General features: G+C 51.6%; 19 protein-coding genes. 12 read left to right on the top strand and 7 right to left on the bottom strand.

Going from position 1 to position 22,612, the window contains the following annotated elements:
• Positions 1-58: 58 nt before the first annotated feature.
• Positions 59-757 (bottom strand): tetratricopeptide repeat protein, encoded by a 699-nt coding sequence (locus ACXAF9_RS16050; RefSeq protein WP_475075812.1) that lies wholly within the window; start codon positions 755-757, stop codon positions 59-61.
• A 354-nt stretch (positions 758-1,111) separates the two neighbouring features.
• Here ACXAF9_RS16050 and dgcA point away from each other — a divergent pair, with 354 nt between their 5' ends.
• The 6 genes from dgcA (at position 1,112) to ACXAF9_RS16020 (ending at position 9,530) form a co-directional block, all read left to right on the top strand.
• Complete coding sequence (gene dgcA / locus ACXAF9_RS16045) at positions 1,112-3,172, top strand: dimethylglycine demethylation protein DgcA (RefSeq protein ID WP_475075810.1); 2,061 nt, start codon at positions 1,112-1,114, stop codon at positions 3,170-3,172.
• 34 nt (positions 3,173-3,206) lie between these two features.
• Complete coding sequence (locus ACXAF9_RS16040) at positions 3,207-5,243, top strand: (Fe-S)-binding protein (RefSeq protein ID WP_475075808.1); 2,037 nt, start codon at positions 3,207-3,209, stop codon at positions 5,241-5,243.
• 9 nt (positions 5,244-5,252) lie between these two features.
• Positions 5,253-6,539 carry an electron transfer flavoprotein subunit alpha gene (gene etfA / locus ACXAF9_RS16035; RefSeq protein ID WP_475075806.1) on the top strand — a complete coding sequence of 429 codons (1,287 nt, stop codon included), beginning with the start codon at positions 5,253-5,255 and terminating at the stop codon, positions 6,537-6,539.
• A 21-nt stretch (positions 6,540-6,560) separates the two neighbouring features.
• The gene (locus ACXAF9_RS16030) at positions 6,561-7,373 is read left to right on the top strand and encodes an electron transfer flavoprotein subunit beta (RefSeq protein ID WP_475075803.1); all 813 of its coding nucleotides are present in this window, start codon (positions 6,561-6,563) and stop codon (positions 7,371-7,373) included.
• Positions 7,374-7,594: 221 nt separating this feature from the next.
• Positions 7,595-9,181 carry a BCCT family transporter gene (locus tag ACXAF9_RS16025; protein ID WP_475075801.1) on the top strand — a complete coding sequence of 529 codons (1,587 nt, stop codon included), beginning with the start codon at positions 7,595-7,597 and terminating at the stop codon, positions 9,179-9,181.
• 97 nt (positions 9,182-9,278) lie between these two features.
• On the top strand, positions 9,279-9,530 hold the full coding sequence (locus ACXAF9_RS16020; RefSeq protein WP_475075800.1) for a hypothetical protein: 252 nt from the start codon (positions 9,279-9,281) through the stop codon (positions 9,528-9,530).
• Here ACXAF9_RS16020 and ACXAF9_RS16015 read toward each other — a convergent pair.
• The 4 genes from ACXAF9_RS16015 to ACXAF9_RS16000 form a co-directional block, all read right to left on the bottom strand.
• Positions 9,508-9,819: a hypothetical protein gene (locus tag ACXAF9_RS16015; RefSeq protein WP_475075798.1), complete on the bottom strand. Its 312-nt coding sequence runs from the start codon at positions 9,817-9,819 to the stop codon at positions 9,508-9,510. The two genes, ACXAF9_RS16020 and ACXAF9_RS16015, sit on opposite strands and share 23 nt — an antisense overlap.
• A gap of 124 nt (positions 9,820-9,943) precedes the next feature.
• The gene (locus tag ACXAF9_RS16010) at positions 9,944-11,170 is read right to left on the bottom strand and encodes an MFS transporter (protein WP_475075796.1); all 1,227 of its coding nucleotides are present in this window, start codon (positions 11,168-11,170) and stop codon (positions 9,944-9,946) included.
• On the bottom strand, positions 11,167-12,207 hold the full coding sequence (locus tag ACXAF9_RS16005) for a class I SAM-dependent methyltransferase (RefSeq protein ID WP_475075794.1): 1,041 nt from the start codon (positions 12,205-12,207) through the stop codon (positions 11,167-11,169). The genes ACXAF9_RS16010 and ACXAF9_RS16005 overlap by 4 nt, the downstream gene beginning before the upstream one ends.
• Entirely contained in the window at positions 12,207-14,207 is a 2,001-nt protein-coding gene (locus tag ACXAF9_RS16000; protein WP_475075791.1) for a TonB-dependent receptor, read from the bottom strand. Before ACXAF9_RS16000 ends, ACXAF9_RS16005 begins: the two co-directional genes overlap by 1 nt.
• Positions 14,208-14,366: 159 nt before the next feature.
• On the opposite strand from ACXAF9_RS16000, the gene ACXAF9_RS15995 reads away from it, so the two are divergent.
• On the top strand, positions 14,367-15,302 hold the full coding sequence (locus ACXAF9_RS15995) for a helix-turn-helix domain-containing protein (RefSeq protein ID WP_475075789.1): 936 nt from the start codon (positions 14,367-14,369) through the stop codon (positions 15,300-15,302).
• A 61-nt stretch (positions 15,303-15,363) separates the two neighbouring features.
• Here ACXAF9_RS15995 and ACXAF9_RS15990 read toward each other — a convergent pair whose 3' ends face one another.
• On the bottom strand, positions 15,364-16,626 hold the full coding sequence (locus ACXAF9_RS15990; protein WP_475075786.1) for an aromatic ring-hydroxylating oxygenase subunit alpha: 1,263 nt from the start codon (positions 16,624-16,626) through the stop codon (positions 15,364-15,366).
• A gap of 365 nt (positions 16,627-16,991) precedes the next feature.
• Between ACXAF9_RS15990 and ACXAF9_RS15985 the strand changes: the two genes are divergently transcribed.
• Positions 16,992-18,119, top strand: a complete 1,128-nt coding sequence (locus ACXAF9_RS15985) for an FAD-binding oxidoreductase (protein ID WP_475075783.1) — start codon at positions 16,992-16,994, stop codon at positions 18,117-18,119.
• 145 nt (positions 18,120-18,264) lie between these two features.
• Positions 18,265-18,705, top strand: a complete 441-nt coding sequence (locus ACXAF9_RS15980) for a hypothetical protein (RefSeq protein ID WP_475075781.1) — start codon at positions 18,265-18,267, stop codon at positions 18,703-18,705.
• On the opposite strand, the gene ACXAF9_RS15975 is transcribed toward ACXAF9_RS15980, so the two are convergent.
• Positions 18,702-19,463 carry a response regulator gene (locus ACXAF9_RS15975; protein ID WP_475075779.1) on the bottom strand — a complete coding sequence of 254 codons (762 nt, stop codon included), beginning with the start codon at positions 19,461-19,463 and terminating at the stop codon, positions 18,702-18,704. The genes ACXAF9_RS15980 and ACXAF9_RS15975 overlap by 4 nt on opposite strands.
• Before the next feature lie 180 nt (positions 19,464-19,643).
• Here ACXAF9_RS15975 and ACXAF9_RS15970 point away from each other — a divergent pair, with 180 nt between their 5' ends.
• From ACXAF9_RS15970 to ACXAF9_RS15960, 3 genes are all read left to right on the top strand, one after another.
• On the top strand, positions 19,644-20,465 hold the full coding sequence (locus tag ACXAF9_RS15970) for a hypothetical protein (RefSeq protein WP_475075777.1): 822 nt from the start codon (positions 19,644-19,646) through the stop codon (positions 20,463-20,465).
• Positions 20,462-20,938 carry a pilin gene (locus ACXAF9_RS15965; RefSeq protein WP_475075775.1) on the top strand — a complete coding sequence of 159 codons (477 nt, stop codon included), beginning with the start codon at positions 20,462-20,464 and terminating at the stop codon, positions 20,936-20,938. The genes ACXAF9_RS15970 and ACXAF9_RS15965 overlap by 4 nt, the downstream gene beginning before the upstream one ends.
• 177 nt (positions 20,939-21,115) lie before the next feature.
• On the top strand, positions 21,116-22,426 hold the full coding sequence (locus ACXAF9_RS15960; protein ID WP_475075773.1) for a DASS family sodium-coupled anion symporter: 1,311 nt from the start codon (positions 21,116-21,118) through the stop codon (positions 22,424-22,426).
• The last annotated feature ends 186 nt before the right edge of the window (positions 22,427-22,612 follow it).

Raw genomic sequence — 22,612 nt, 5'->3', positions numbered from 1 at the left:
GGGGTATGAATAAAAGGAGATCCATTGATCTCCTTTTTAATACTTTGCGGAATCACAATCACTCGCATTCCAGCCCCAGCTGATACAAGCCTAGCCACTGGTTAGCCTGATTCGTATCTTGATGAACGCCTAGGCCCCGGCAATACAAATAGCCAATCATGTATTGTGACTCTTGATGGCCTAACATGGCGGCTTTCTCATAAAGTTTGGCTGCATCAGCTACACCTTTTCCCTCGACGCCAGCGGCATCCATTAAACGTGCTAAGCCGTACATGGCGGCTACATCCCCATCATCGGTTTTCTGCTTGAGGGTCAGCGCAAGGTCAACCTCTTCACCTGATTCATCATAAGCCACCATCTCGCTTTTCCCCCACTGTGCGATCTGTGCTTCCTGAGCAGCCCTCTCAAAATCCGTCGCCTTTAAAAGATCAACCTTTACTCCCCTGCCATCTCTGTACCGTGATGCGAGGCTTTGCATCGCCATAAACGACCCCATATTTGCGGCCTCAAACATTAGCGTGATCGATTCAGAGGTCTTTGAGTCCGGCATTGTACGGGCCAGGTAATACTTCGCTTGCCCGTCACAGCAGCCTTGAACCTCGCGAAAGATATGCGCCGCCTCATCGAGCTGATCGTTATAAAACAGAGTGAGTGCTTGATTAAATCGCTGGTGACCAGCCTCGCTGGCTGATACAAGCTGCGCGGTTAATAAACCGCTGATACAAAAGAGCAATTGAGTCAGATGTTTGAAACCCATGGCTTATCCTTTTGCCAATGAACCGTGTAACTCATTGGTATGTTACACACTCGGTTAGAGCACTTCATTGATTCATCGACATAGTGCTTTTCCACCTTACCGCTCCAAACTAGGCCAGTGACGTTTTTAGAACACTGGCGACACGCCCCCCGCCCTATGCTCACTCTCAAGTTATTCGCTTTTTGAAAGCGTTGCACGAACACCAGGGTGCCTACAAAGAAGCACTCGGAACGTTGTGGAGAAACCTCTTCATAACATGACAGGAAACTGTGCGTGAGCTGTGGATAAAGCATTGTTGAAAATTTGAGCAACATGCCCAGCGACCACCTCCGCCCTATCGTCTGAGGTACTACGATGTCTTTTGATATCCTTTTTCAGCCGCTGAACATCAACAAGCTGACCATCCGTAACCGTGTTGTCAGTACCGCTCACGCTGAGGTCTACGCCACTGATGGCGGGATGACGACCGACCGCTATGTGAAATACTACGAAGAGAAAGCCAAAGGCGGCTGCGGCTTGTGCATCTGTGGTGGTTCTAGCGTCGTGTCCATCGACAGTCCTCAGAGCTGGTGGAGCTCGGTTAACTTATCCACAGACCGCATCATTCCGCACTTCCAAAACCTCGCTGACGCTGTGCATAAGCACGGTGGCAAGATCATGATTCAGATCACCCACATGGGTCGTCGCTCCCGTTGGGATGGTGAAAACTGGCCAAGCTTGATGTCCCCTTCTGGGATTCGTGAGCCGGTTCACCGCGCAACCTGTAAAACGATTGAGGTGGAAGAGATCTGGCGTGTGATTGGTGACTTTGCCAAAGCCGCCGTTCGTGCCAAAGAGGGTGGCCTTGATGGTGTTGAATTATCGGCCGTCCACCAGCACATGATTGATCAGTTCTGGTCGCCGCGGGTCAACAAACGTACCGACGAATGGGGTGGTACGTTCGAAGGCCGCATGAAGTTCGGTATGGAAGTCCTGAAAGCCGTGCGTGAAGCGGTGGGGCCTGATTTTGTTGTGGGTATGCGCATTACGGGTGACGAGTTCCACCCAGACGGTCTTAACCACGACGATATGAAACAGATCGCCAAGTACTACAACGACACAGGCATGGTCGACTACTTCGGTGTGGTGGGTTCCGGTTGTGATACCCACAACACGCTGGCCAACGTTATTCCGAACATGAGCTACCCACCCGAGCCTTTCCTACACTTGGCTGCAGGCATCAAAGAAGTGGTGACAGTTCCTGTGATTCACGCCCAAAACATCAAAGACCCGAACCAGGCCAAGCGTATTTTGGAAGCCGGTTACGTGGACTTTGTTGGGATGACCCGCGCGCACATCGCCGATCCACATCTGATCGCTAAGATCAAAATGAACCAAGTGGATCAGATCCGCCAATGCGTTGGGGCCAACTACTGCATCGACCGCCAGTACATGGGGTTGGATGTGCTGTGTATCCAGAACGCGGCAACCTCGCGCGAGCACATGGGTATGCCGCACATCATCGAGAAAACCGAAGGGCCAAAACGCAAGGTAGTGATCATTGGTGGTGGTCCTGGTGGTATGGAAGCGGCGCGCGTTGCGGCCGAGCGTGGCCACGATGTGACCTTGGTCGAGAAAGCCGAGGAGCTGGGTGGTCAGATCTCGATTGCGGCCAAAGCACCACAGCGCGACCAAATGGCGGGGATCACCCGTTGGTTGGCGATGGAGATCGAACGCTTAGGTGTGGATCTTCGCCTTGGCACAGAAGCCAACGTCGATATGATCAAAGATCTAAAACCCGATGTCTGTATCTTGGCCACCGGCGGCAAACCGTTCCTCTCTCAAAACCCACATTGGGGCGCAGAAGAGGGTTTAGTGGTCTCGACATGGGATATCCTAAACGGCACGGTTGAGCCGGGTAAAAACGTACTGATCTACGACACCATTTGTGAGTTTTCAGGTATGTCGGCAGCCGACTACTTGGCCAGCAAAGGCTCGTTGGTGGAGCTGGTTACCGACGACATCAAACCGGGTGTTGGTATCGGCGGTACAACCTTCCCGACCTATTACCGCAGCTTATACGAGCGCGAAGTGATCATGACCTCCGATATGATCCTTGAAAAGGTCTACAAAGAGGGCGACAAACTGGTGGCCGTGCTTGAAAACGAGTACACCGGCCAGAAAGAAGAGCGCGTGGTCGATCAAATCGTGGTCGAAAACGGCATTCGTCCCAACGAAGCCCTCTATTACGCGCTCAAAGAAGACTCCCGCAACAAAGGCCAAATCGACAACGAAGCTCTGTTTGCTGCTACCGCTCAACCGGTGCTTAGCGAATCGGGCGATGGGATGATCCTCTGGCGCTTGGGTGATTGCGTCTCTCAACGTAACACGCATGCGGCGATCTACGATGCACTGCGTCTGTGTAAAGACCTGTAAGTCTGACCTTGATCGGTTCTAGAGGAGACGCCTAATGAACGTGGAGTCTGTTTTACCCATCCTGTTGCTCGTGGCGCTTGGCGTCATGGCGGTAGGGATGCTGCGCCGCGCGATGCTGTGGCGCCAAGGTACGGCATCAAAGGTCGATCTGATCGGCGGTTTGCTGAGTATGCCTCGCCGCTATTTGGTGGACCTTCACCATGTGGTTGGTCGCGATAAAAAGATGTCCAACACCCACGTGGCAACGGCCGGCGGCTTTGTCCTGTCGATGGTTTTGATCATCTTAGTGCATGGTTTTGGTGTGGCGCCACAACTTTTAAGCTGGGCGCTGTTGGCTTCCACCGCGATGATGGGTGTGGGTGCGGTGTTTGTTTTCCTACGCCGTGTTCAACCGCCAAGCCGCCTATCCAAAGGCCCTTGGATGCGCCTGCCCAAAAGCTTGATCGCCTTTGCGGTGAGCTTTTTTTTAATCACCTTGCCTGCAACCGATCTTCTGCCTGAGAACCTCTTTCCAGAGAGTATGGGCAGCTGGATTATGGCCGCTGTACTGATGGCCGGTATCGTTTGGGGTCTGGGTGAAATGCTGATCGGCATGGGCTGGGAAGGCCCGATGAAGCACGCGTTCGCGGGTGCTTTACACTTGGCGTGGCACCGCCGTCCAGAGCGTTTTGGCGGTGGTCGCTCTACCGGCTTAAAAGCACTGGATTTAACCGCGGCTAAGCTTGGCGTCGAAACGGCCAGCGATTTTAAATGGAATCAGCTTTTAGGGTTTGATGCGTGTGTGCAATGCGGTCGCTGTGAAGCGATGTGCCCAGCGTTTGCGGCGGGTCAGCCACTGAATCCGAAAAAACTGATCCAAGATATGGTGGTGTCATTCGCAGGCGGTAGTGATGCGAAATACGCCGGCAGCCCTTACCTAGGTAAGGAAGTGGGTCACGCTCAAGGTGGCGCGCACAACCCGATCGTTAATGGCGTGTTGAGTGACGAAACCCTGTGGTCGTGCACAACCTGTCGTGCGTGTGTCGAAGAGTGCCCGATGATGATCGAGCACGTTGATGCGATCGTCGATATGCGCCGCTTCCTGACCATGGAAAAAGGTAATACGCCGAACAAAGGGGCTGAAGTCCTTGAAAACCTGATCGCCACCGATAACCCGAACGGCCTGAACCCAGGTAACCGGATGAACTGGGCGGCGGATCAAAACCTGAACCTCTTTGCTGATGTGAAAGAAGCGGATGTGCTCTTCTGGGTCAGTGACGGCGCTTTTGACATGCGAAGCCAACGTATTTTGCGCGCTTTCGTTAAAGTGCTGAAAGCGGCGAATGTGGACTTTGCGGTGCTCGGCAACGAGGAGCGCGACAGCGGTGATGTGGCGCGACGTTTAGGCGATGAAGCGACTTTCCAAACCTTGGCACGCTACAACATCGAAACACTCAAAAAATACCGCTTCAAGCGCATTGTGACCACCGACCCACACGCGTTTCACTGCTTACGCAACGAGTACTCAGAGCTTGATCCAAGCGCTCAATTTGAGGTGCTTCACCACACCACCTTCATTAACGAGCTGGTTGAGCAAGGTAAGCTCACGTTGGATCGCTTTAAAGCCGGTACAGTTACCTATCACGACCCTTGCTATTTGGGCCGCTACAACGGCGAATATGACTCTCCACGCGCGCTACTGAGTGCGATGGGTATCCAGTTGGCCGAGATGGAGCGCTCCGGATTTCGCTCTCGCTGCTGCGGTGGCGGCGGTGGTGCACCGATTACGGACATCCCAGGGGAGCGTCGTATTGCGGATTTGCGTATGACCGAGATCACTGAAACAGGGGCTGAACTGGTGGCTGTTGGCTGTCAGCAGTGCACCGCGATGCTAGAGGGTGTGGTTGAGCCACGCGCAGAAGTAAAAGACATCGCCGAGATGGTTGCCGAGGTCCTTATTGAATCCGAGAACGCACCTCAACCCGCGCATCATCAAAAGGGTACACCCGCTAAGACCGCCCCTGTCGAGATTCAAGCGGCTGTGAAATCCACCGAGCGCCGTACCGCTCAAGAACCGGCCGAAGCGGTGTAGGAGAGAATCATGAGTGATGTTTTACGCCGCGACCCGCGGATTGAATGGATCAAACGCAACCGCCTACACCCAGAACACGCTGTTTACGCCGCGCCACAAGCCGAAGTCCGCGGCCCAACCGGCCTGCTGCGCAAGAACCCGCACGCCGTCGGTTTTATTGGCCCAAATGGTATTAAACGGATCGACCGTTTAGCCGGTAATGCCGCCGATACAGGGTCTGGCCATCGCAAGTCGGCTCAGGTAGAGGAGCAACTGCCGCTGCACAGTGTGGCGTCTCCTGACTTTTACATTGCCGTGGTACCGGACCTTCCGGGCGGTTTCCTAAGCAGTCACGATAAAGATGTGATCGGCCAAGCACACGGTTTGGCCCGTCAGATTGAAGCTCAAGAAGGCAACACAGGGGCGGTTTTGGTGGTGACCTTTGGTGAGCACCAAGAAACGCACTTCGATACGGCCGGCGCTGACCGTGTGATCGAACTGAACAGCGAGCGTTACGAAGGGTTTGCCCCAGAAGCTCGACTGTCTGCATTGCAAGCCATTGAGCGTCATCTACACCCTTATCACTGGCTGTTCCCAGACAGTGTGATGGGCGGGTTCGATCTGGGCTGTCGCTTGAGCGCAGCGTTAAATGAGCGTGCCGCCACCCAGGTGTGGAAAGCGAGCGAGGATTACATCATCGCCCGCATCAACGGCCAAACCCAAGATGCACAACGCACAACACCGCGGTTATTGCTGTTAAGTGCTGAATGCCACGACCCCATTGATGAAACGCGCCACGAAGCGCACCGTCTCGCCTTGGATGAGATCGACCTTGAGCACCTTTTGGATGAGAGCAACGCCACCAGCACCTCGATCAAAGATCTAGGTTCGGTAGATGTCGACCCTAACGCAATCCCGTTGGCCGAAGCGCCGTTCATTTTGGCAGGCGGCAACGGCATCACCGATTGGGATCAGTTCCACTCAGCTGCGGCGGTACTTGGTGCCACCGAAGGGGCAAGTCGTGTGGCAGTGGATGATGGCTTTATGCCACGCAGCCGCCAAGTCGGCGCAACCGGCACCTGGGTAACGGCCGATGTGTATCTGGCGGTGGGTATCTCCGGTGCGATTCAGCACCTGCAGGGGATTGGCCAATGCCGAACCGTGATCGCCGTAAACACGGATGCAGGCTGCGATATGGTGAAACGCGCTGACTTAAGCCTAATCATCGAAAGCCAAGTGCTGCTCGATGCGCTCAATCAAGAGTTGGCTAAGCGCTTCCCAGAACGTCAACCTGCGCTACCGGATGTTGCGGCTTAAAGCCGCTTTAGGAGTTTTGCCATGAACGCACTCACTCAGCCTACGCCATCCTCTTTGGGCACCACGCACGTGGTTACCTTGCTCTCGGCGGGTCTTCACCCGACCTCTTCGCGCAGTCGTCGGGCTGACCAAGACAGCCGCGCTCTAGAGATGGCACTGACCTTAGCGAATAAAACCCGCATTCAGCTGACCCCTTTGCACGCCGGCAGCACCGAGGAGCCCGCGCTTCGCCAGTACGCAGGGATGGGGTTGTCATCACTGACCGTCTTAACGCAAAAGACGGATGACGATGCGCTGATCACCCTAACCCAGCACCTATTAAAGCACCCTGCGGATCTGATTCTGTGTGGCGTACGGGCCGAATCCGGCGAATCATCCGGTTTACTGCCTTATCTTTTGGCGCAGAAGTTGGCCTATCCGATTGTGAATAACGTGGCCGATATTTTGGCCATGGACGATCAAACCGTCGAAGTGCTGCAAGCCCTACCTCGCGGACAACGCCGCAAGGTGCAGGTACGTCGACCATGCGTGCTAACCATCGACAGCGCCGCGCCAGCGCCACGTCAGTCGGCGTTTGGCCCTGGCCAGCGAACAGGCTTTGTACTTGAAACCATCAGCACCCAGCCCGATCAAGAACGCGCCAGCTGGACGATCACCGAAGCGAAACCGCGCCCAAAGCGGATGAAAAAGGTGAAAGCCAAAACAGCGGCTGACCGCTTCAAGGCCGCCACGGCCAAATCCCAATCCAGCGGCGGTCAGATCATTAAAGATCAATCGCCCGAAGCAATGGCTACCACCTTAGTGGATCGTTTGGTACAGGAGGGGGTTTTATAACCTCTTTTTCCATTTAAGACGCAGGTAAAACGGCCCTTTTAAAACCATGTCGCTTTTGACTAGCCGTTCCTTGCTTTCCGGTCGCTCCCAGAACATCTGATCCTTACCGTCCCAGTAGTATGGAGTTGATCTCACCGGTCACGCGCTCCGAACGCTCCTCTTTTCTGAACAATAAAAAAAGCCGTGATCCCACAATCAAACAAGCTCTGAGGATAACTACGATGTCTGGTGAAACCACTTCCGCACCTGTTGCGGATTCCCCGTACGATACCGACTATACGGTCGGTCAGGACAATGTCCGCATTTTAGGATTTGATATCCACAACCCCGTCTTCGGCACCAGTGCCGGACTGATCTTACTCTTTATCGTTGCCACCCTACTCTTCCCAGAAGGGGCAAAAAGCGCATTGACCGGCGCCCGTGGCTGGTCGATTGAACACTTCGACTGGCTCTTTATGATCGGTTGTAACCTGTTTGTGCTGTTTTGTATCGCGTTAATTGTGCTGCCTGTGGGCAAAGTGCGTTTAGGCGGGGCAAAAGCCACCGCAGAGTTCTCAACCATTTCATGGTTCTCGATGCTGTTTGCCGCAGGCATGGGCATCGGCTTAATGTTCTGGAGTGTGGCCGAACCTGTGGCGTACTACACCGACTGGTACGGCACACCGCTGAATGCTGAAGCACGCACACCGGCCGGTGCTGACGCGGCGTTGGGCGCCACCATGTTCCACTGGGGTCTACACCCCTGGGCGATCTATGCGGTCGTTGGCTTGGCGTTGGCGTTTTTCTCTTATAACAAAGGCTTACCGCTAACGATTCGTTCTGCGTTCTACCCACTGTTGGGCGAAAAAACATGGGGCGTGTTAGGGCATTTCATCGACATTTTGGCGGTACTGGCGACCATTTTTGGTTTGGCAACCTCGTTAGGGCTGGGTGCGCAACAGGCGGCGGGCGGCCTTAACTACCTGTTTGGTATCGACAACACGATCAGCACTCAGTTGGCGGTGATTATTGTCGTGACGGCCATTGCGCTGTTCTCGGTATCACGTGGTTTGGATGGCGGTGTTAAGCTGCTCAGTAACGTGAATATGATTCTGGCAGCGTGCATGATCGCCATCATCATTGCGGTTGGTCCAACGCTTGCGATTTTCGGCTCCATGGGGACGGTACTGACCCAATACGTTACCGATATCATTCCGCTCTCTAACTGGGTCGGCCGTGAAGACACCACCTGGTTCCACGGCTGGACGGTCTTCTACTGGGCATGGTGGGTAAGCTGGTCACCGTTCGTTGGCACGTTTATCGCACGTGTTTCTCGTGGCAGAACCGTACGCGAATTTGTGATTGCTGTCTTGCTGGTCCCGACACTGGTCACCGTGTTCTGGATGGGCGTAATGGGCGGCACCGCGATGGATCAAGCAACCCAAGGCATTGGCGAGCTGGCCAACGGCATTGGTGATGTATCACTGGCGATGTTCCAGATGTTTGATAACTTACCGCTGACTCAGCTGTTGTCCTTCATCGGCATTGTTTTGGTGATGGTGTTCTTTATCACCTCCGCTGATTCAGGCTCTTTGGTGATTGATAGCATCACTGCTGGCGGTAAAACCGATGCACCGATGCTACAGCGCCTCTTTTGGGCCACACTGGTGGGCATCATTGCAGGTACCTTGTTGGTGGGCGGCGGCTCCGAGGCCTTAACCGCTCTGCAAGCTGGCGCCATTACAACCGGCCTACCCTTTACGGTGGTCTTGGTGGTGATGTGTCTAAGCTTGTATCGAGGTCTTCAGCAAGAAGTGCATCGTCACTGATCAACCGGCACTTTTCAGCCGAGGTTCTGTCAGACCGGTAAGAGCGATCACAAGGTCGCTCTTATTGTTGTGCTTAACCACTCAAAGGAGAGTTACCATGATGATTGCTGATCTGGTCGATATGGAAGACCTGCGCAACGCCTTCAAAGAGAGTCACATCGAATCCGATGTTCTGTTTCAAGACGACGATCAACGCATAGCCGATTACCTAAGCGGCCACCCCACGCAAAAAGCTGCGTTAAACGACCTGATGAATGAACTCGATCAGAAAGCCCCCCTAGTATTGCCCGAGGTAAGAGCCTATCTGACCCAATGGAAAGGATTACTCAATCCATCCCCTGCGATGTAAGATCGATCAACGGCATAATCCCGAGTAAAAACACGCCTGTCAGAACCGCATTAATGGCCGCAATGCGCACCTGCGCAAACACCACTTGGGTGAAACTGGTTTTCAGCGCATTGAACTCGGTGTAGAGCTTTTCAACAAACGCCGTCGAAGGCTGACGACCATCACGTTTGGCCAGCTGCACGGCGGCAAGCGCATCAATCACCGTACCCACCAACACATAACCAAGCCCCCTTAGCGTGTGACCGCCCCACAGCTGAATCGGAGTCGCGTTAGAACGTAACCAACCCACGATATACGCCCGAAACGCTTCAATAGAGGGCGTATCCGTGCAAGAAAACGCTAGTGTGACACGCGCACGGTGGTTACAAAAGCCTGCAACGCAGCCTTAACTCATTTAGTAACGAGCAACGCTTTTAATTGGCCGACTCCAACGTTTCAAACCCTCCTTTAAACACACTGGCGATGCATACAAGCGCAACCAGCAGTGCACAGCAGGTCAACACGAAGTACATGCCAGCAAAGCCTACCTTATCCAACAGAACGCCTGCCGATATAGGCACCAGTATGCGCGACAGTGAAAACAAACTTGTTTGCACACCGTAATCATTAGCTGATAAATCGACTCGGCAATAACGCATGACCAAACCAAACAGCACACCAGAAGACAACCCCAGTGCAACCGCCACCAGAAGCACAGCAGCTATCAACTGCCAGTCACTCCATGCCCATTGAGTCGCGTTGTACATAACCCACAGTGCTAGCACATTCAAAACCGAGAAGAGCGGCAACGCTTTATAAGGTGGAAGCCTGTGTGTACTTTGAGCGTACATAAAACTAGCAAGGGAAGCGGTTACGCCAGCCCAAGCAGAAAGCCAAGCGATATCCGACATTCCTACACCTAGCTCCAGCAAAGTGGGTTTTAGATATAACCATGCTGCACCAACAAAAGGAAAATGCAGCATCAATATTAGGTTCCACCACAGCATATTTGAGCGTTTGAAATAACTTACCCACATGGATACTAACGAGGTAGTAACCGGCTTAGCCTCAAGGTCGAAATCGGCCGGAAAATACCAATAAGCCCATAACATGACTGCAACGCCCATTAGAGTCATGGCAGCAAACGCGATAAACGGCCAAGCCCAGCCCCATTGAGCGTATAGCAATAACATCAGCCCGCCCCCTAAAACAGATGCAAGTGCCGTAGCTGACGATCTAATCCCCCCGGCTTTCGTCCGTTCAGATTCAGGCAGGCGTTTTATTACAAACGCATTCACGGGTACATCCAGCCAAGTACTGACCAAGGTCATCAACAAAGCAATTGCAAAAAGAGCTTGAAAAGAGACCTGTTCAGCCACCCAAGCAAAGGCGAACAAACACAGGATGTAGGCCACACAAAGCATTCCAGCCCATTTTAGGTAGTTAGCGCGTTGGAACCGAAACTTATCCACAGGGGATGCTAATAAGAATTTAAGAACGATAGGCAAACCCGAGACCTGAAATAGCCCAATTTCAGTACCGCTCCATCCGTGTTCACGCATGATCAAAGGGATGCCCAAATAGATGTAGATCGACGTTGCCGCGATCGTCAGGTTGCACCACCCCAGCACCATATGCAGCAACATATAAGGCGCTTTCATAATTCCATCCTCCGACACACATGCACCCAAACAGGCGCCATTGGAAAATCATTAAGTTGCTGAGTGTGAATGCATTCCAAGCCCGCTTGGTGAAAAACAAGCATCAGCTCACTCCGTTTAGGAAGGATGTTTCCTTTCATCATCATTGGAGAATAAAAAGGCAGCACTTTTTCGCTTTCAGAAACGGAGTCGTTTTGCTCGGCATGTACAAGCACAGCAATGCCATGAGATGAGAGATGTAAAGAGAGGCGCTCTATAAACCGGCGATAGTCGTCTAGAAAATGAATCACCGACGAGCACCACACCAGATCAAACTTTCCATCAGGAAAATCCGTATTAAGATCTCCTGATTGCACACTCAAACGATGATCCAGGCCCGCTGTACGGATGTGCGTTTGAGCAACATCAGCAGTCGGAGGCTGATCATAAACCACGCCTGAAGCCTTTGGAAAACGCTGCATGGATGCGATCGAAATCAAACCAGCGCCTGCTCCAATATCCAACCATCGCATCGCGACACTCGCATCAATGTACCGCTCGCTTAGACGGTCCATCAGGCGTTCGAACGCGGGCACAGTGACAGCACGCTGCTCCTCCAAAATCTGCGCCCGAGCGGCCTGAGCCCATGCTTGAGAAAGACTTTTGGGGTCACGGGTCGTCTCTTTTCCATCCAATAGTTGGTCAAATTGCTGGCTAAAATGCTTAAGGTTGTTTAAGCGAAAACACACCGATTGTGCACAACTGAGCTCGGCATCGATAAGAAGGTACTTTGCAGTCATCGAGCTTACGACATACTCGTTATGCTGCGTTTTCTTTAGATATCCCATACTCCACAGCAGCTCGAGCCACGGTTCGGCTGCCATCGGGTTAACCTTAAGTTGATTACAGATAAATACCAATGAGCGAGGTCGAGTCAGCCATTCGAAGAGTTGGCGCTCTAGGGCCACACTGAGAGCGTTCGCTTTTACAGCAGCGCCGGCCAAGTTCCAAGCGTCTTGCAGTTCGTGTCGGACTAAAGGGATCATGTGCTCCATCATTAAAGATCCCATACCAGTTTCAGACCGAACTCCCGAGGCGGGCTGTACACAGTGACATAACCATTTTGATAGCCAACAGCATCGTATTCTTTATCGGTAACATTATTCGCGTACGCCGATAACGTAAGCCCCTCACGAATAGGGTATTGGGCTGCCAAATTCACCATGGCATAACCGGCCTGTTCGTATGTATTTGCTGCGTCAAGATAGATAGAGCTATTAGCCACCACACTGGCCGATGCCGACCAACCGCTTAAGGCCTCGTAACGCACAGCGGCATGACCATTGAGCTTAGGGGCAAACGGGTTTCGCTTGCCGCTGTAGTCATTATTTCCATCTTGAAACTCATCAAACGTCGTTTCATTCCAGGCTAAACCAAGCTCTGTGCTCCATTGAGCATCGATGTAGTATTGTAAGGATGCTTCCACCCCTTTAGAGGTACCTTTAGCCGCGTTTGTTAGGTAAATAACCCCAATGGTTGGCATCTGCATGACCTGCATATCATCAATGCTCATGTGATATGCGCTTAAACTGTATCGCAGGCCAGCGCCTTCAAACTCGCCTTTCAAACCCAGTTCAACACTGCGACTTTCTTCGGGATCAAATGCGGAAAAATCGACCACAGGAGATAGGGTGTTAAAACCTCCAGAGCGAACCCCATTGGCATAACTGGCATAGATAACGTGATGTGGGTTTAGATCGTGCTCAAACGTCAGTTGTGGCGATGTATGCGTCCATGTTTGGCTACGCTGATGGCTCCCTTGCGGTGTAAGATTAAGCGTGTTGTGAGACCAACGTACGCCATAGATCAAGCGCGATTGATCACCTAAAGCGCTCGTCCAGTGAGTGTATAGCGCATAGTTTTCTCCCTTAAGATCCGCTTGTAAGTCGGACGAGCCAAAATACGTTTTAGCATAGGTACGAAGATCATGATCCTGCTTTTCCAGATAAGCCCCAAGCAACCATTCCGTCGCACCGAAATCCCCTTGTAATCGGAGGTCTTGCGACAAGGTTCGTAGTGTATGATCACGTCCAATATGAGTCAGATCAAGCAACTGAAAATCCGTGTCTTGCTGAACCTTATCTTGAAATCGATTGTAGGCCGTCACGGAATGCAGCTCAGTATTCGGACTCAATTGGTGAACAACACTGGCAGAGTAAGTTTGGCCACGAGAGTGATTCCAACTGGACGTCCCAGAGGCCACTGTCGCACGCTCACTGCTGACAGCCCCCCACAATGCGCCTCCGTCATCGTATGACGTATCTTGATAGCGCAGGGTGAGGTCAGTCTCGTCTGATGGAAGCCAGCGAAGCCCAAAAGACATACTTTGGCGATCACGATCATCCTCATGCCCTGAAGCCGATGTGTTATCAATGAAGCCGTCTTGTCGTTTCTTTTCCGCTGTAAGACTAAGGCGCAACGTATCCTCCATCAAAGATCGCGCCGTAGCCAACTGCAGAACTCGTTTGTTTCGCGAACCCACCTCAACGCCTAAACGGGTTCGATCTTCCCCTTCAAGGTCATGGCTCTCAACGGTGATTACGCCTGTCTGGGCATTCTGACCGTAGACCGTCGTTCTTGGTCCTCGAAGCAGCTCAATCCGATCGACACCCAAAAGATTGGCGTCAAAGCCTTGTGCGGTTAGTGTGGGTACGCCATCAACCAGTAACAGAGTAGAGCTGGACAGCGCATTAAAATTGGCCGTTAATCCTCGCATTACTGGGGAGTTAATCCCCGACATACCGAACGGCTGAAAACTCAGACCAGCGAATCGTCCTTCTAACTGAGCAAGGCTACTCACCCCTTCTTGCTGTACACGTTCCGCATCCAGCGCACTGACATGGGCTGGCACATCACTGATCGACCGAAGTTTTTTGTCAGCCGTGACGGTTATTTCCGGCATCGAAATAACCACATCATTACTCTGCTGCGCCACGCCTAATAACGGAAAACCGCACAACACGACCACCCCGGTTAGCTGGCCCGTTTTTGAAAACATACCTTGCGTCATTTTTACTTTGCCCCCACTGCTCAAAGAGTCTTTACCAGGAAAGTAAAAATGCTATTCTTTATTGATAGTGATTATCATTTCTTTTTGTATGCATTCCCCCTTAAAACATATTTATTCCTGTTTTAAAGGCCAGCAGTAGGACACATCATGAAGCAAAGGACACAAGCGGATCATTATCAAGCCGATGTGACACGAGAAGACGGATGGCAAAGGCGCGCTTTAATACCAGAATTTGGGCAATGCTACACCGATCGTATCGCCCTAGAGCCTGGCCTGAATGTGGCTTACTCGTATTACCAGCCTTCAAAAGACTTGATTGAAGAAAGCATCGTGGAGAAGGACACCAGTACGCTCAGCTTAACCTTTGGACTTTCTGGTCGATCATACTTTCGTGGTCAAACCTTCGATGCCGATCAGTTTGTATTTGAGCCAAATCACAGCACGATGACCACATTTGGTAACAGCGTGGGCGAGCGCGTTTACTCAGCAGGCGATTGTGTGGAACAGTTGCGTATCATTGTCGATGGGCGCTTGTTCGAGCACTACCAAATCCCTTTCTCGGCCAATGCTGACGCTCTTAAACGACCTCTAAAGCAAGACCATAGACCAACAACACCCAGTACCGATTATCTTGTGCGCCGATTACTTTTATTGTCAAAATCGGCCCGAAACGCGCGCCCTCTTGAGAAACACATCCTAACCTTCACATTACTGAGCGAACAACTCGCTCTGCTTCCAAACGATACTGAAAGATCATCAGGTAAATTGGATGAAGAGAAGCTTCATAAAGCCAAAACCTTCATGCTGGCAAACATGGAGCAGCGCTTAAGCGTCGCTTTTATTGCGCATCAAGTAGGGCTCAGTGAAACGAAATTACACAATGGCTTTAAAGCACTGTTTGACCAAAGCCCGTACCAGTTTTTATTAAGTGCGCGCATGCAAAAAGCATGGGAATTACTTCAATCTGGCTACCACGTAGCACAAGCAGCTTATGCCGTTGGATACGAACACCCATCTAACTTTAGCGCCGCCTTTCGTCAATTTTTTGGGCATTCACCTAAAGCTATCTCGAGTCGATCTTAGCTTGCCCCACGAAAAAGCCCGCGCAACGGCGGGCTTATAGATACGCGTTAGACAGCGTACACTACTTCAGGTTTTTCAGTGCCGCTTCGCTGTACCAATCCAGGAAGTTGATCACACCAAACTCATAAGTTTTCGAGTATGGGCCAGGTGTGTACGCCAAGGAGTTGATACCGCGCTGGTTCTCTTCGGCCAAGATTCGATCTTGATCATTGGTGGCATCCCATACTTTACGCAGGCGCTCTGGGTCGTAATCAACCCCTTCCACCGCATCCTTGTGGACAAACCACTTGGTGGTCACCAAGGTTTCCTGTGCCGAGATCGGCAGAACACGGAACACGATAAAGTGATCACTTTGCATGTGGTTCCAAGAGTTAGGCAGGTGCAAAATACGCATTGAGCCCAACTGACGGTTTTTGATCCGTCCCAGCAATTTTGAGCATCCGGCTTTGCCATCCAACGTCATGACCTCGGTGCCCTTTTTCAGCGGCATCCGCACAATGCGGTTTCGTACACCAAAGCTTTTGTGCTCGTGGGGGATGTTCTCGGCATCCCATTCCGCTGCTTGGGCGTTGTAGTGCTCTAAAAACTCAGGCGTTGCACGTGGATCGTTTGTGTCATCCCATTCCAGCAGGGTGTTCAGAAGTTCAGGATGGCTGCCCGCACAGTGATAACACTCGCGGTTGTTTTCCAGCACCAGTTTCCAGTTGGCTTGCTCCACAATGTTCGATTCCACCGCCAGTTTGGTGTTTTCTACATCGTATGGCTCCATGTACTCGTGCAGAGTCGCCAAAAAGGCTTCAAAGTCCCCTTCGGGTATCTCTTTTGCCAAGCACACAAAGATAAAGCCACCGGCGGTACGACAATGCGCTTTGTTAAGACCATGGGCTTTTTGATCGAAACCATCGCCCATTTCGGTACCGGCAAACAGCAAATTACCTTTTAGGTCGTACGTCCATTGGTGATAAGGACACACCAGGTTCGCCACCTTGCCACGGTGTGCCGTGCAGATGCGAGAACCGCGGTGGCGACAGGTGTTGTGGAACGCATTAACCGAACCGTCCGCATCGCGCACCACCAGCACCGGGTTTTGGCCAACTTCTAACGTAAAGTAGTCGCCTTTTTTCGGGATTTCGCTGGTCATACCCACAAACAGCCACTCTTTTTGGTAGACCTCTTCCATATCCAAACGGAACAGCATCGGGTCATTGTAGAGCGCTCGTGACAGCGAATAATCGGCGTCGCGTTCGGTCAGCAAACGCTTCATTTCGGCTTTGGCTTCACTCACGGTCGAACATGTCGTGTTCAGCAAATCGATCTGGCTCATTAGGCCACACTCCTAAATTGTAAGATTTAACGACGTGCCGCTACGCTTGATGGCTCGCTCATGTGCGCTCGGCAACACACCGCACAACCACTTCAGATCAGCTCAGGAAGCCCTGCCCTCTGTATGGGTTTGTGGATTCGCAAATAGTGCTCTTTGCACCCTTGTTAAATTGTCCTGTTCACGACACGAAACATGCTGAAACAGACGCTGTTTTTAAGGTTTTGATCTGGCGCAGTTGAGATAGGACATTTCGTGTCGTTTATGAGTAAATCCACTCACGATTTACGATCAAAATGGCCGAAACAGCCCGATGCCACTCACCACACAGGCCGGGGAAGAATAACCAGCTGTCGAGAGCCTTAAAGATGACCGAACCTGCCATCAATCCAGTGAATACCGATACGTTTGTTCCGGTAACCACACAAGTCTGGACCAACGGCCGTCATGTGGTGCGTTGCGTTAAAGTAATCAACGAAACATGGGACGTTAAAACCTTCTGCTTTATGGCAGAACAGCCTGTGATGTTTTTCTTTAAACCCGGTCAGTTTGTGACACTGGAATTGGAAATCGAAGGCGAACCGGTGTTCCGATCCTATACCATCTCAAGCTCCCCTTCGGTGCCGTACAGCTTTTCCATCACCGTGAAACGGGTACCCGGTGGTTTGGTGTCTAACTTTTTGCACGACAACCTAATCGAAGGGCAGGATTTAGCCGTGCACGGGCCAGTTGGGCAGTTCAACAGCATCGATTTCCCCGCCGAGAAAGTCCTATTTTTATCCGGCGGCGTAGGCATCACACCCGTGATGTCGATGGCTCGATGGGCTTACGACACCAATGCCAATGTGGATACCGTTTTTGTGCACAGCGCTCGCACGCCTCGCGATATCATCTATCGCCGCGAGCTGGAAACCATGTCGGCCCGTATCGAGAATTTCCAAGTCCATACCATTTGCGAACGCTTTGAGTCTGGCCAGCCATGGGATGGCTATCGAGGGTTTCTGAACATCCATATGCTCAACATCATCGCGCCCGATTTTATGGAGCGAGAGGTGTTCTGCTGTGGCCCAACCCCTTACATGAAAGCCGTCAAACGTATGCTGGAAGACGCCGGCTACGATATGGCCCGCTACCATGAGGAGTCCTTTGGCGCGACGCCGGATGCGGTGGAGGAAGAAGCGGTTCAATCGGCAGAGCAAGCTCAGGAAGATATCGAAGCTATCTCCGAAGGCGAGCTTCTGAATGTGATGTTCTCAGAAACCGATCAAGCCGTGCAGATCGCCCCTGGCGAAACCGTACATGCTGCTGCAGCGAAACTTGGGCTCCACATCCCAAAAGCCTGCGGTATGGGGATTTGCGGTACCTGTAAAGTAAAAGTCGTCCAAGGTGAGGTTGAGATGTCTGATAACGGCGGCATCACCGAAGAGGATGTGGCCGAAGGTTATGTACTCTCCTGCTGCTCAACGCCCAAAGGCGATGTGGTGATCGAATACTAAAATTGTATCGTCGCCACAGGCATACTAAAATCCCAACCCTGTTTGGGATGGACCCCAAGGCCAGCGATTGCTGGCCTTAATGACGTGAGTAAGCAACTCACCCCTTCCCGCCTTTTATAAACCGCCATTAATACAGGATGTACTTGTGCGATTTTTAAAGTTTTTACTATTTCTGTTCTTTTCGATGCTGTGCCTAGGGTCGTTTTTTATCATCATCTATGGCTACAGTGAGGTTCAAAAAGGGGAAAGCGAAGTTACGTTGATAGTCGGTATCGTCATCGGTGCCATCGTAATGTTGTGCACATATGCCTTGTTTAAAGGTATGACTAAAAGTGGCGGCGATAAGCGCTCTAAAGCGGCCATCCGCGATGGTCAGATACTGAGCTTTGCCGCCAGCAAAGGGGGACAGATCACCCCGTCGGAACTGGCCACCACCGGGCACTTCTCGATCGAAGATGCGCGCAAGTATTTAGAACAGATGCACGAAAACGGCGTCTGCGAAAAAAGATGGATTGAAGGCGAGATCAATATCTACACTTTCAAAGGCTTGATGCAAGACGACCAAAAGGAAGCGTCGGCGCTTTAGCCCACCTTATCAGGCATCGCGGCCATCAGCTTATTCATCAAGATACCGAGCATACGGTCGGCGCGGCCGCGATTGGCATCCTCATCAAAGTGGATGGCGACGCGGCAGCGACTCTTGTCCTTGAGGCAATCGATATCCGTATCCATCCGAATGATATGCCCAACAAGGCCTGTGATGCGGATCGACTCATGAGCGCTCATGACGACATTGATCAGCAACTTGCCCTCTTTAAACAGATGAAGCACAGGGTCAAACGGCAACTCTAACATCGTACCCGACATACTGATATCGCCAATCTGCCCGGACACAAACTGCTCGTCCATCTGCACCACCACTTGGTGATCAGGCAAGTTGGATACCCGCGCGGAGCGACGTTGGGTTGCACTGTTCCACGATTTTCGGATCGTATCTTCGAGCTTCTCGACCGAGAAGGGTTTTACCATGTAATGGGTAACACCGCTTTGGATCGCCTCGACCACCGACTCTTTCCCGCCTTTGGTCGTCATCATGATGAACGGCAAGTGCTTAAATTTCTCGCTGGTGCGTAACTCCTTAAGCAGCTCTTTACCATCCATGACGGGCATCTCCCAATCGGAGATCACGATATCAATCTTCTCTTGTTGGATGATTTTTAAGGCTTGAGCACCGTTACCAGCGGTTTGAACGTGTTTCGCACCCACTTTATTGGTTAAGGTCGCGCTGACCAGATTGCGAATCGACAGGTTATCATCAACAACCAAGTAACTCAGGGTTTTCAAAACCACTCCTTAGTGACAAGCACAGATGGATAAATACGCCGAACGAGCGCATCGCGCATTAATACATCGTTCAGTTTCGAGAAATCTTTAGCATACACTGTGTATTTTTAATGGCTTGCGCTGGGTTTCTCCCTCTTTTAAGCTACGGTGCACCACATGGATGTAATTAGGATGACACGTATGAACTGGATTCAGTTCCGCAGTGTGTGCCGTCAATATAAAGCCTTGGAAGGCCAAAATTCAGCACACCCAAAGATCAACCCTCACTTGGGCCACAGTGAGCCGCCGTCTCGGTTGGCGTACACCTTGTACGAGCGCCTGACTCAATTATCCCCTAGGGAGCGCATCACAGCCGCAGGACTCTACAGCCAGCTACCACTCTATCGAAGTCTTCAAGAAAGCACACAGTTTAAGCGCGCCTTTCTGTATATGGCGTACGTCAGCTTTGTATTTTTTGTGACTCTGGCGATTTATCAAGCCAAGGTTCAACCGCAAGTTGAGTCCATGATGCTGATGCTACTTGAAGAGGATTGGAACGCATCCGACTACGCCGTATATCGAGTGCTGACGCCATCACTGTCCATGTTTATCTTCGCGTATTTACTGCTCGCTTTTTGGATCGCTTATACGCTTCGAAAGCTTCAACGCTTCGAGCTGGAGGCCTCTCGCTCTTGGGTCTTTCGCACCCTGTTGTTTCCATCCATCCGTCGCCACTATCGGCATGTGTTGGATCTGCTCTATTACCCGATTTTATCGTCCGAGGCGCGAGGTCAAACCAACAACTGGATTACCGAGCACCTTTGCGCACTCGACCGAGATGGCTACCCCATCCATGAAGAGATCAACGACATTCTTCTATTAGAAACGCAGACCCTGAATTATCGCTGCGAGCAGCAGATGCGCTGGATGGCTGCGGCGCTGGGGATCTATCTTGTGATCTCGATTGCGCTCTTTCTTGTAAGTGTTTACTCACCCATTTTTATGACCGGAAATATTCTATGATCAAGCAAAAAGGATTTACCTTGGTTGAGTTAATGGTTGTTGTCTCAATCATTGGTATTTTGGCCTCTATGGCCCTGCCTCAGTACACCAACTATGTGAACAGAACGCGTGTTGTAGACGCTTTCTCGATGGCCCAATCCGCCCAAAAACCCATCGAGGAGTTCTACAAAGACCAAATGGCCTTCCCCCTCAACAACGAAGAAGCCGGACTGCCCCCGCAGGATAAGTTGATCTCCAACTACATATCCTCGGTAGAAGTCGAGGGCGGCGCCATTCATGTCACCTTTGGGTTTAAGTCCCCAGCACCCATGAAGGGGAAAATTCTGACCATGCGTCCTGCCGTGGTGGATGGCAGCCCACAAAGCCCAATGAGCTGGCTATGTGGGTTTGATACGCCGGTCCCTGGGATGAGTGCCGTGGGGATCAACAGAACCGATCTTGATGGCACTTTTTTACCGTCAAGCTGCCGATAAAATTTATGGGCGTACTTCGACTAAAGGTGTACGCCCAAAGGGCCTGTGGGCAAAACTCATTTCCTGTTTTGTTGTCCTAAATCCACAATTTGTATGTGTTATTTCCATTACACTGCCTACCTTTTGTGAGCCGGAACGAAACCAATGACCCTTAACCTCAGGAATCCTGTGATTCTTGTGGCAGACATCGTTTTGTTTGCCATTTTGATGAACACCTTGCCGTTTGAAGCCAATGTTGTAACGGGCTTATCCATCCTAATCTTTGCTGCCATTTTGTGGCTGACCGAAGCCGTGCACGTCAGCGTCACCGCCCTGATTGTGCCACTGTTAGCCATTGTGACGGGCGTTTACGATACAAAGGCCGCCCTAGCCAGCTTTGCTAACCCCATTATCTTTCTCTTTTTAGGCGGCTTTGCGTTGGCGGCTGCACTGCACGTTCAGCAGTTGGATAAAGCCATTGCCGGTAAGGTCGTTTCGTTGGCAAAGGGGCGCATGAGCGTTGCTGTCTTGATGCTGTTTGCGGTCACCGCGGGTCTTTCAATGTGGATCAGTAACACCGCAACAACGGCGATGATGCTGCCTTTGGTTCTGGGTATCATGGACAAGATGGATGGCGAAAAAGATCGCCCAACCTTCTTATTTATTCTGCTGGGTATCGCTTACTGTGCCAGCATCGGCGGTATCGCAACCTTGGTGGGTAGCCCACCTAACGCCATTGCCGCCGCCGAAGCAGGACTCGATTTTGCCGGATGGATGAAGCTTGGCCTACCTGTGACCTTGATCCTTCTGCCACTGGCGGTAGCCACCTTGTATTTTCTAACAAAACCTAATCTCTCCACCCGCTTTAGCACGGACTATGAGCCTCTTGAGTGGACCACATCCCGTATTCTTACGATGCTGATCTTTGTGCTCGTGGTCTTTAGCTGGATCTTTAGCAGCAAAATCAAAGTTTGGGTGGGCGGTATCGCCAGCCTAGACACCGTCATCGCCGTCTCTGCGATTGTGCTCTTGTGTGCATGTCGTGTGGTCAGCTGGAAAGAGATCGAGAAGAACACCGACTGGGGCGTCTTGATCCTGTTTGGTGGCGGTATCTGTTTAAGTGGCGTCCTAAAAGCCACAGGCGCAAGCCAGTTTTTGGCCGAAGAGCTCTCCCTCTTTTTAGATCACGCTGGGCTATTCTTGACCCTGATTGCGATCACCACCTTTGTGGTGTTCCTCACCGAGTTTGCCAGTAACACCGCCAGCGCCGCTATCTTGATCCCGGTGTTTGCCGCCATTGCTGAAAGCATGGGGCTGTCGCCAATCGTGCTGTCGGTTGTGATCGCCATTTCGGCGTCCTGCGCATTTATGCTGCCTGTGGCCACTCCGCCAAACGCCATTGTGTTTGGTCTAGGTTACATCAAGCAGAGCGAGATGATGCGGGTTGGTATGGTATTGAACATCCTCTGCATTGTTGTGATCACAGGGTTCGCTTACCTATTCTGGTAAGCCCTGACATCCCTGTCACCCGCCAAAAGCCAGATCATCGCATCTGGCTTTTGCGTTTTCTTCCGTTAGCTATTTTTTAACCAAATGAATTGCCAAAGCACCTAGTTACCGGTAACATTTTTATTTGTTACCGGTAACATATCGGTTTTTAGTCATCACTGAACAACAATAAAGACAGGATAACGA

Source organism: Neptunomonas sp. ABH4_499 (assembly GCF_056160565.1).
Note: the sequence above shows the minus strand (reverse complement) of the source record. Positions and strands in the feature narration are given on the sequence as shown.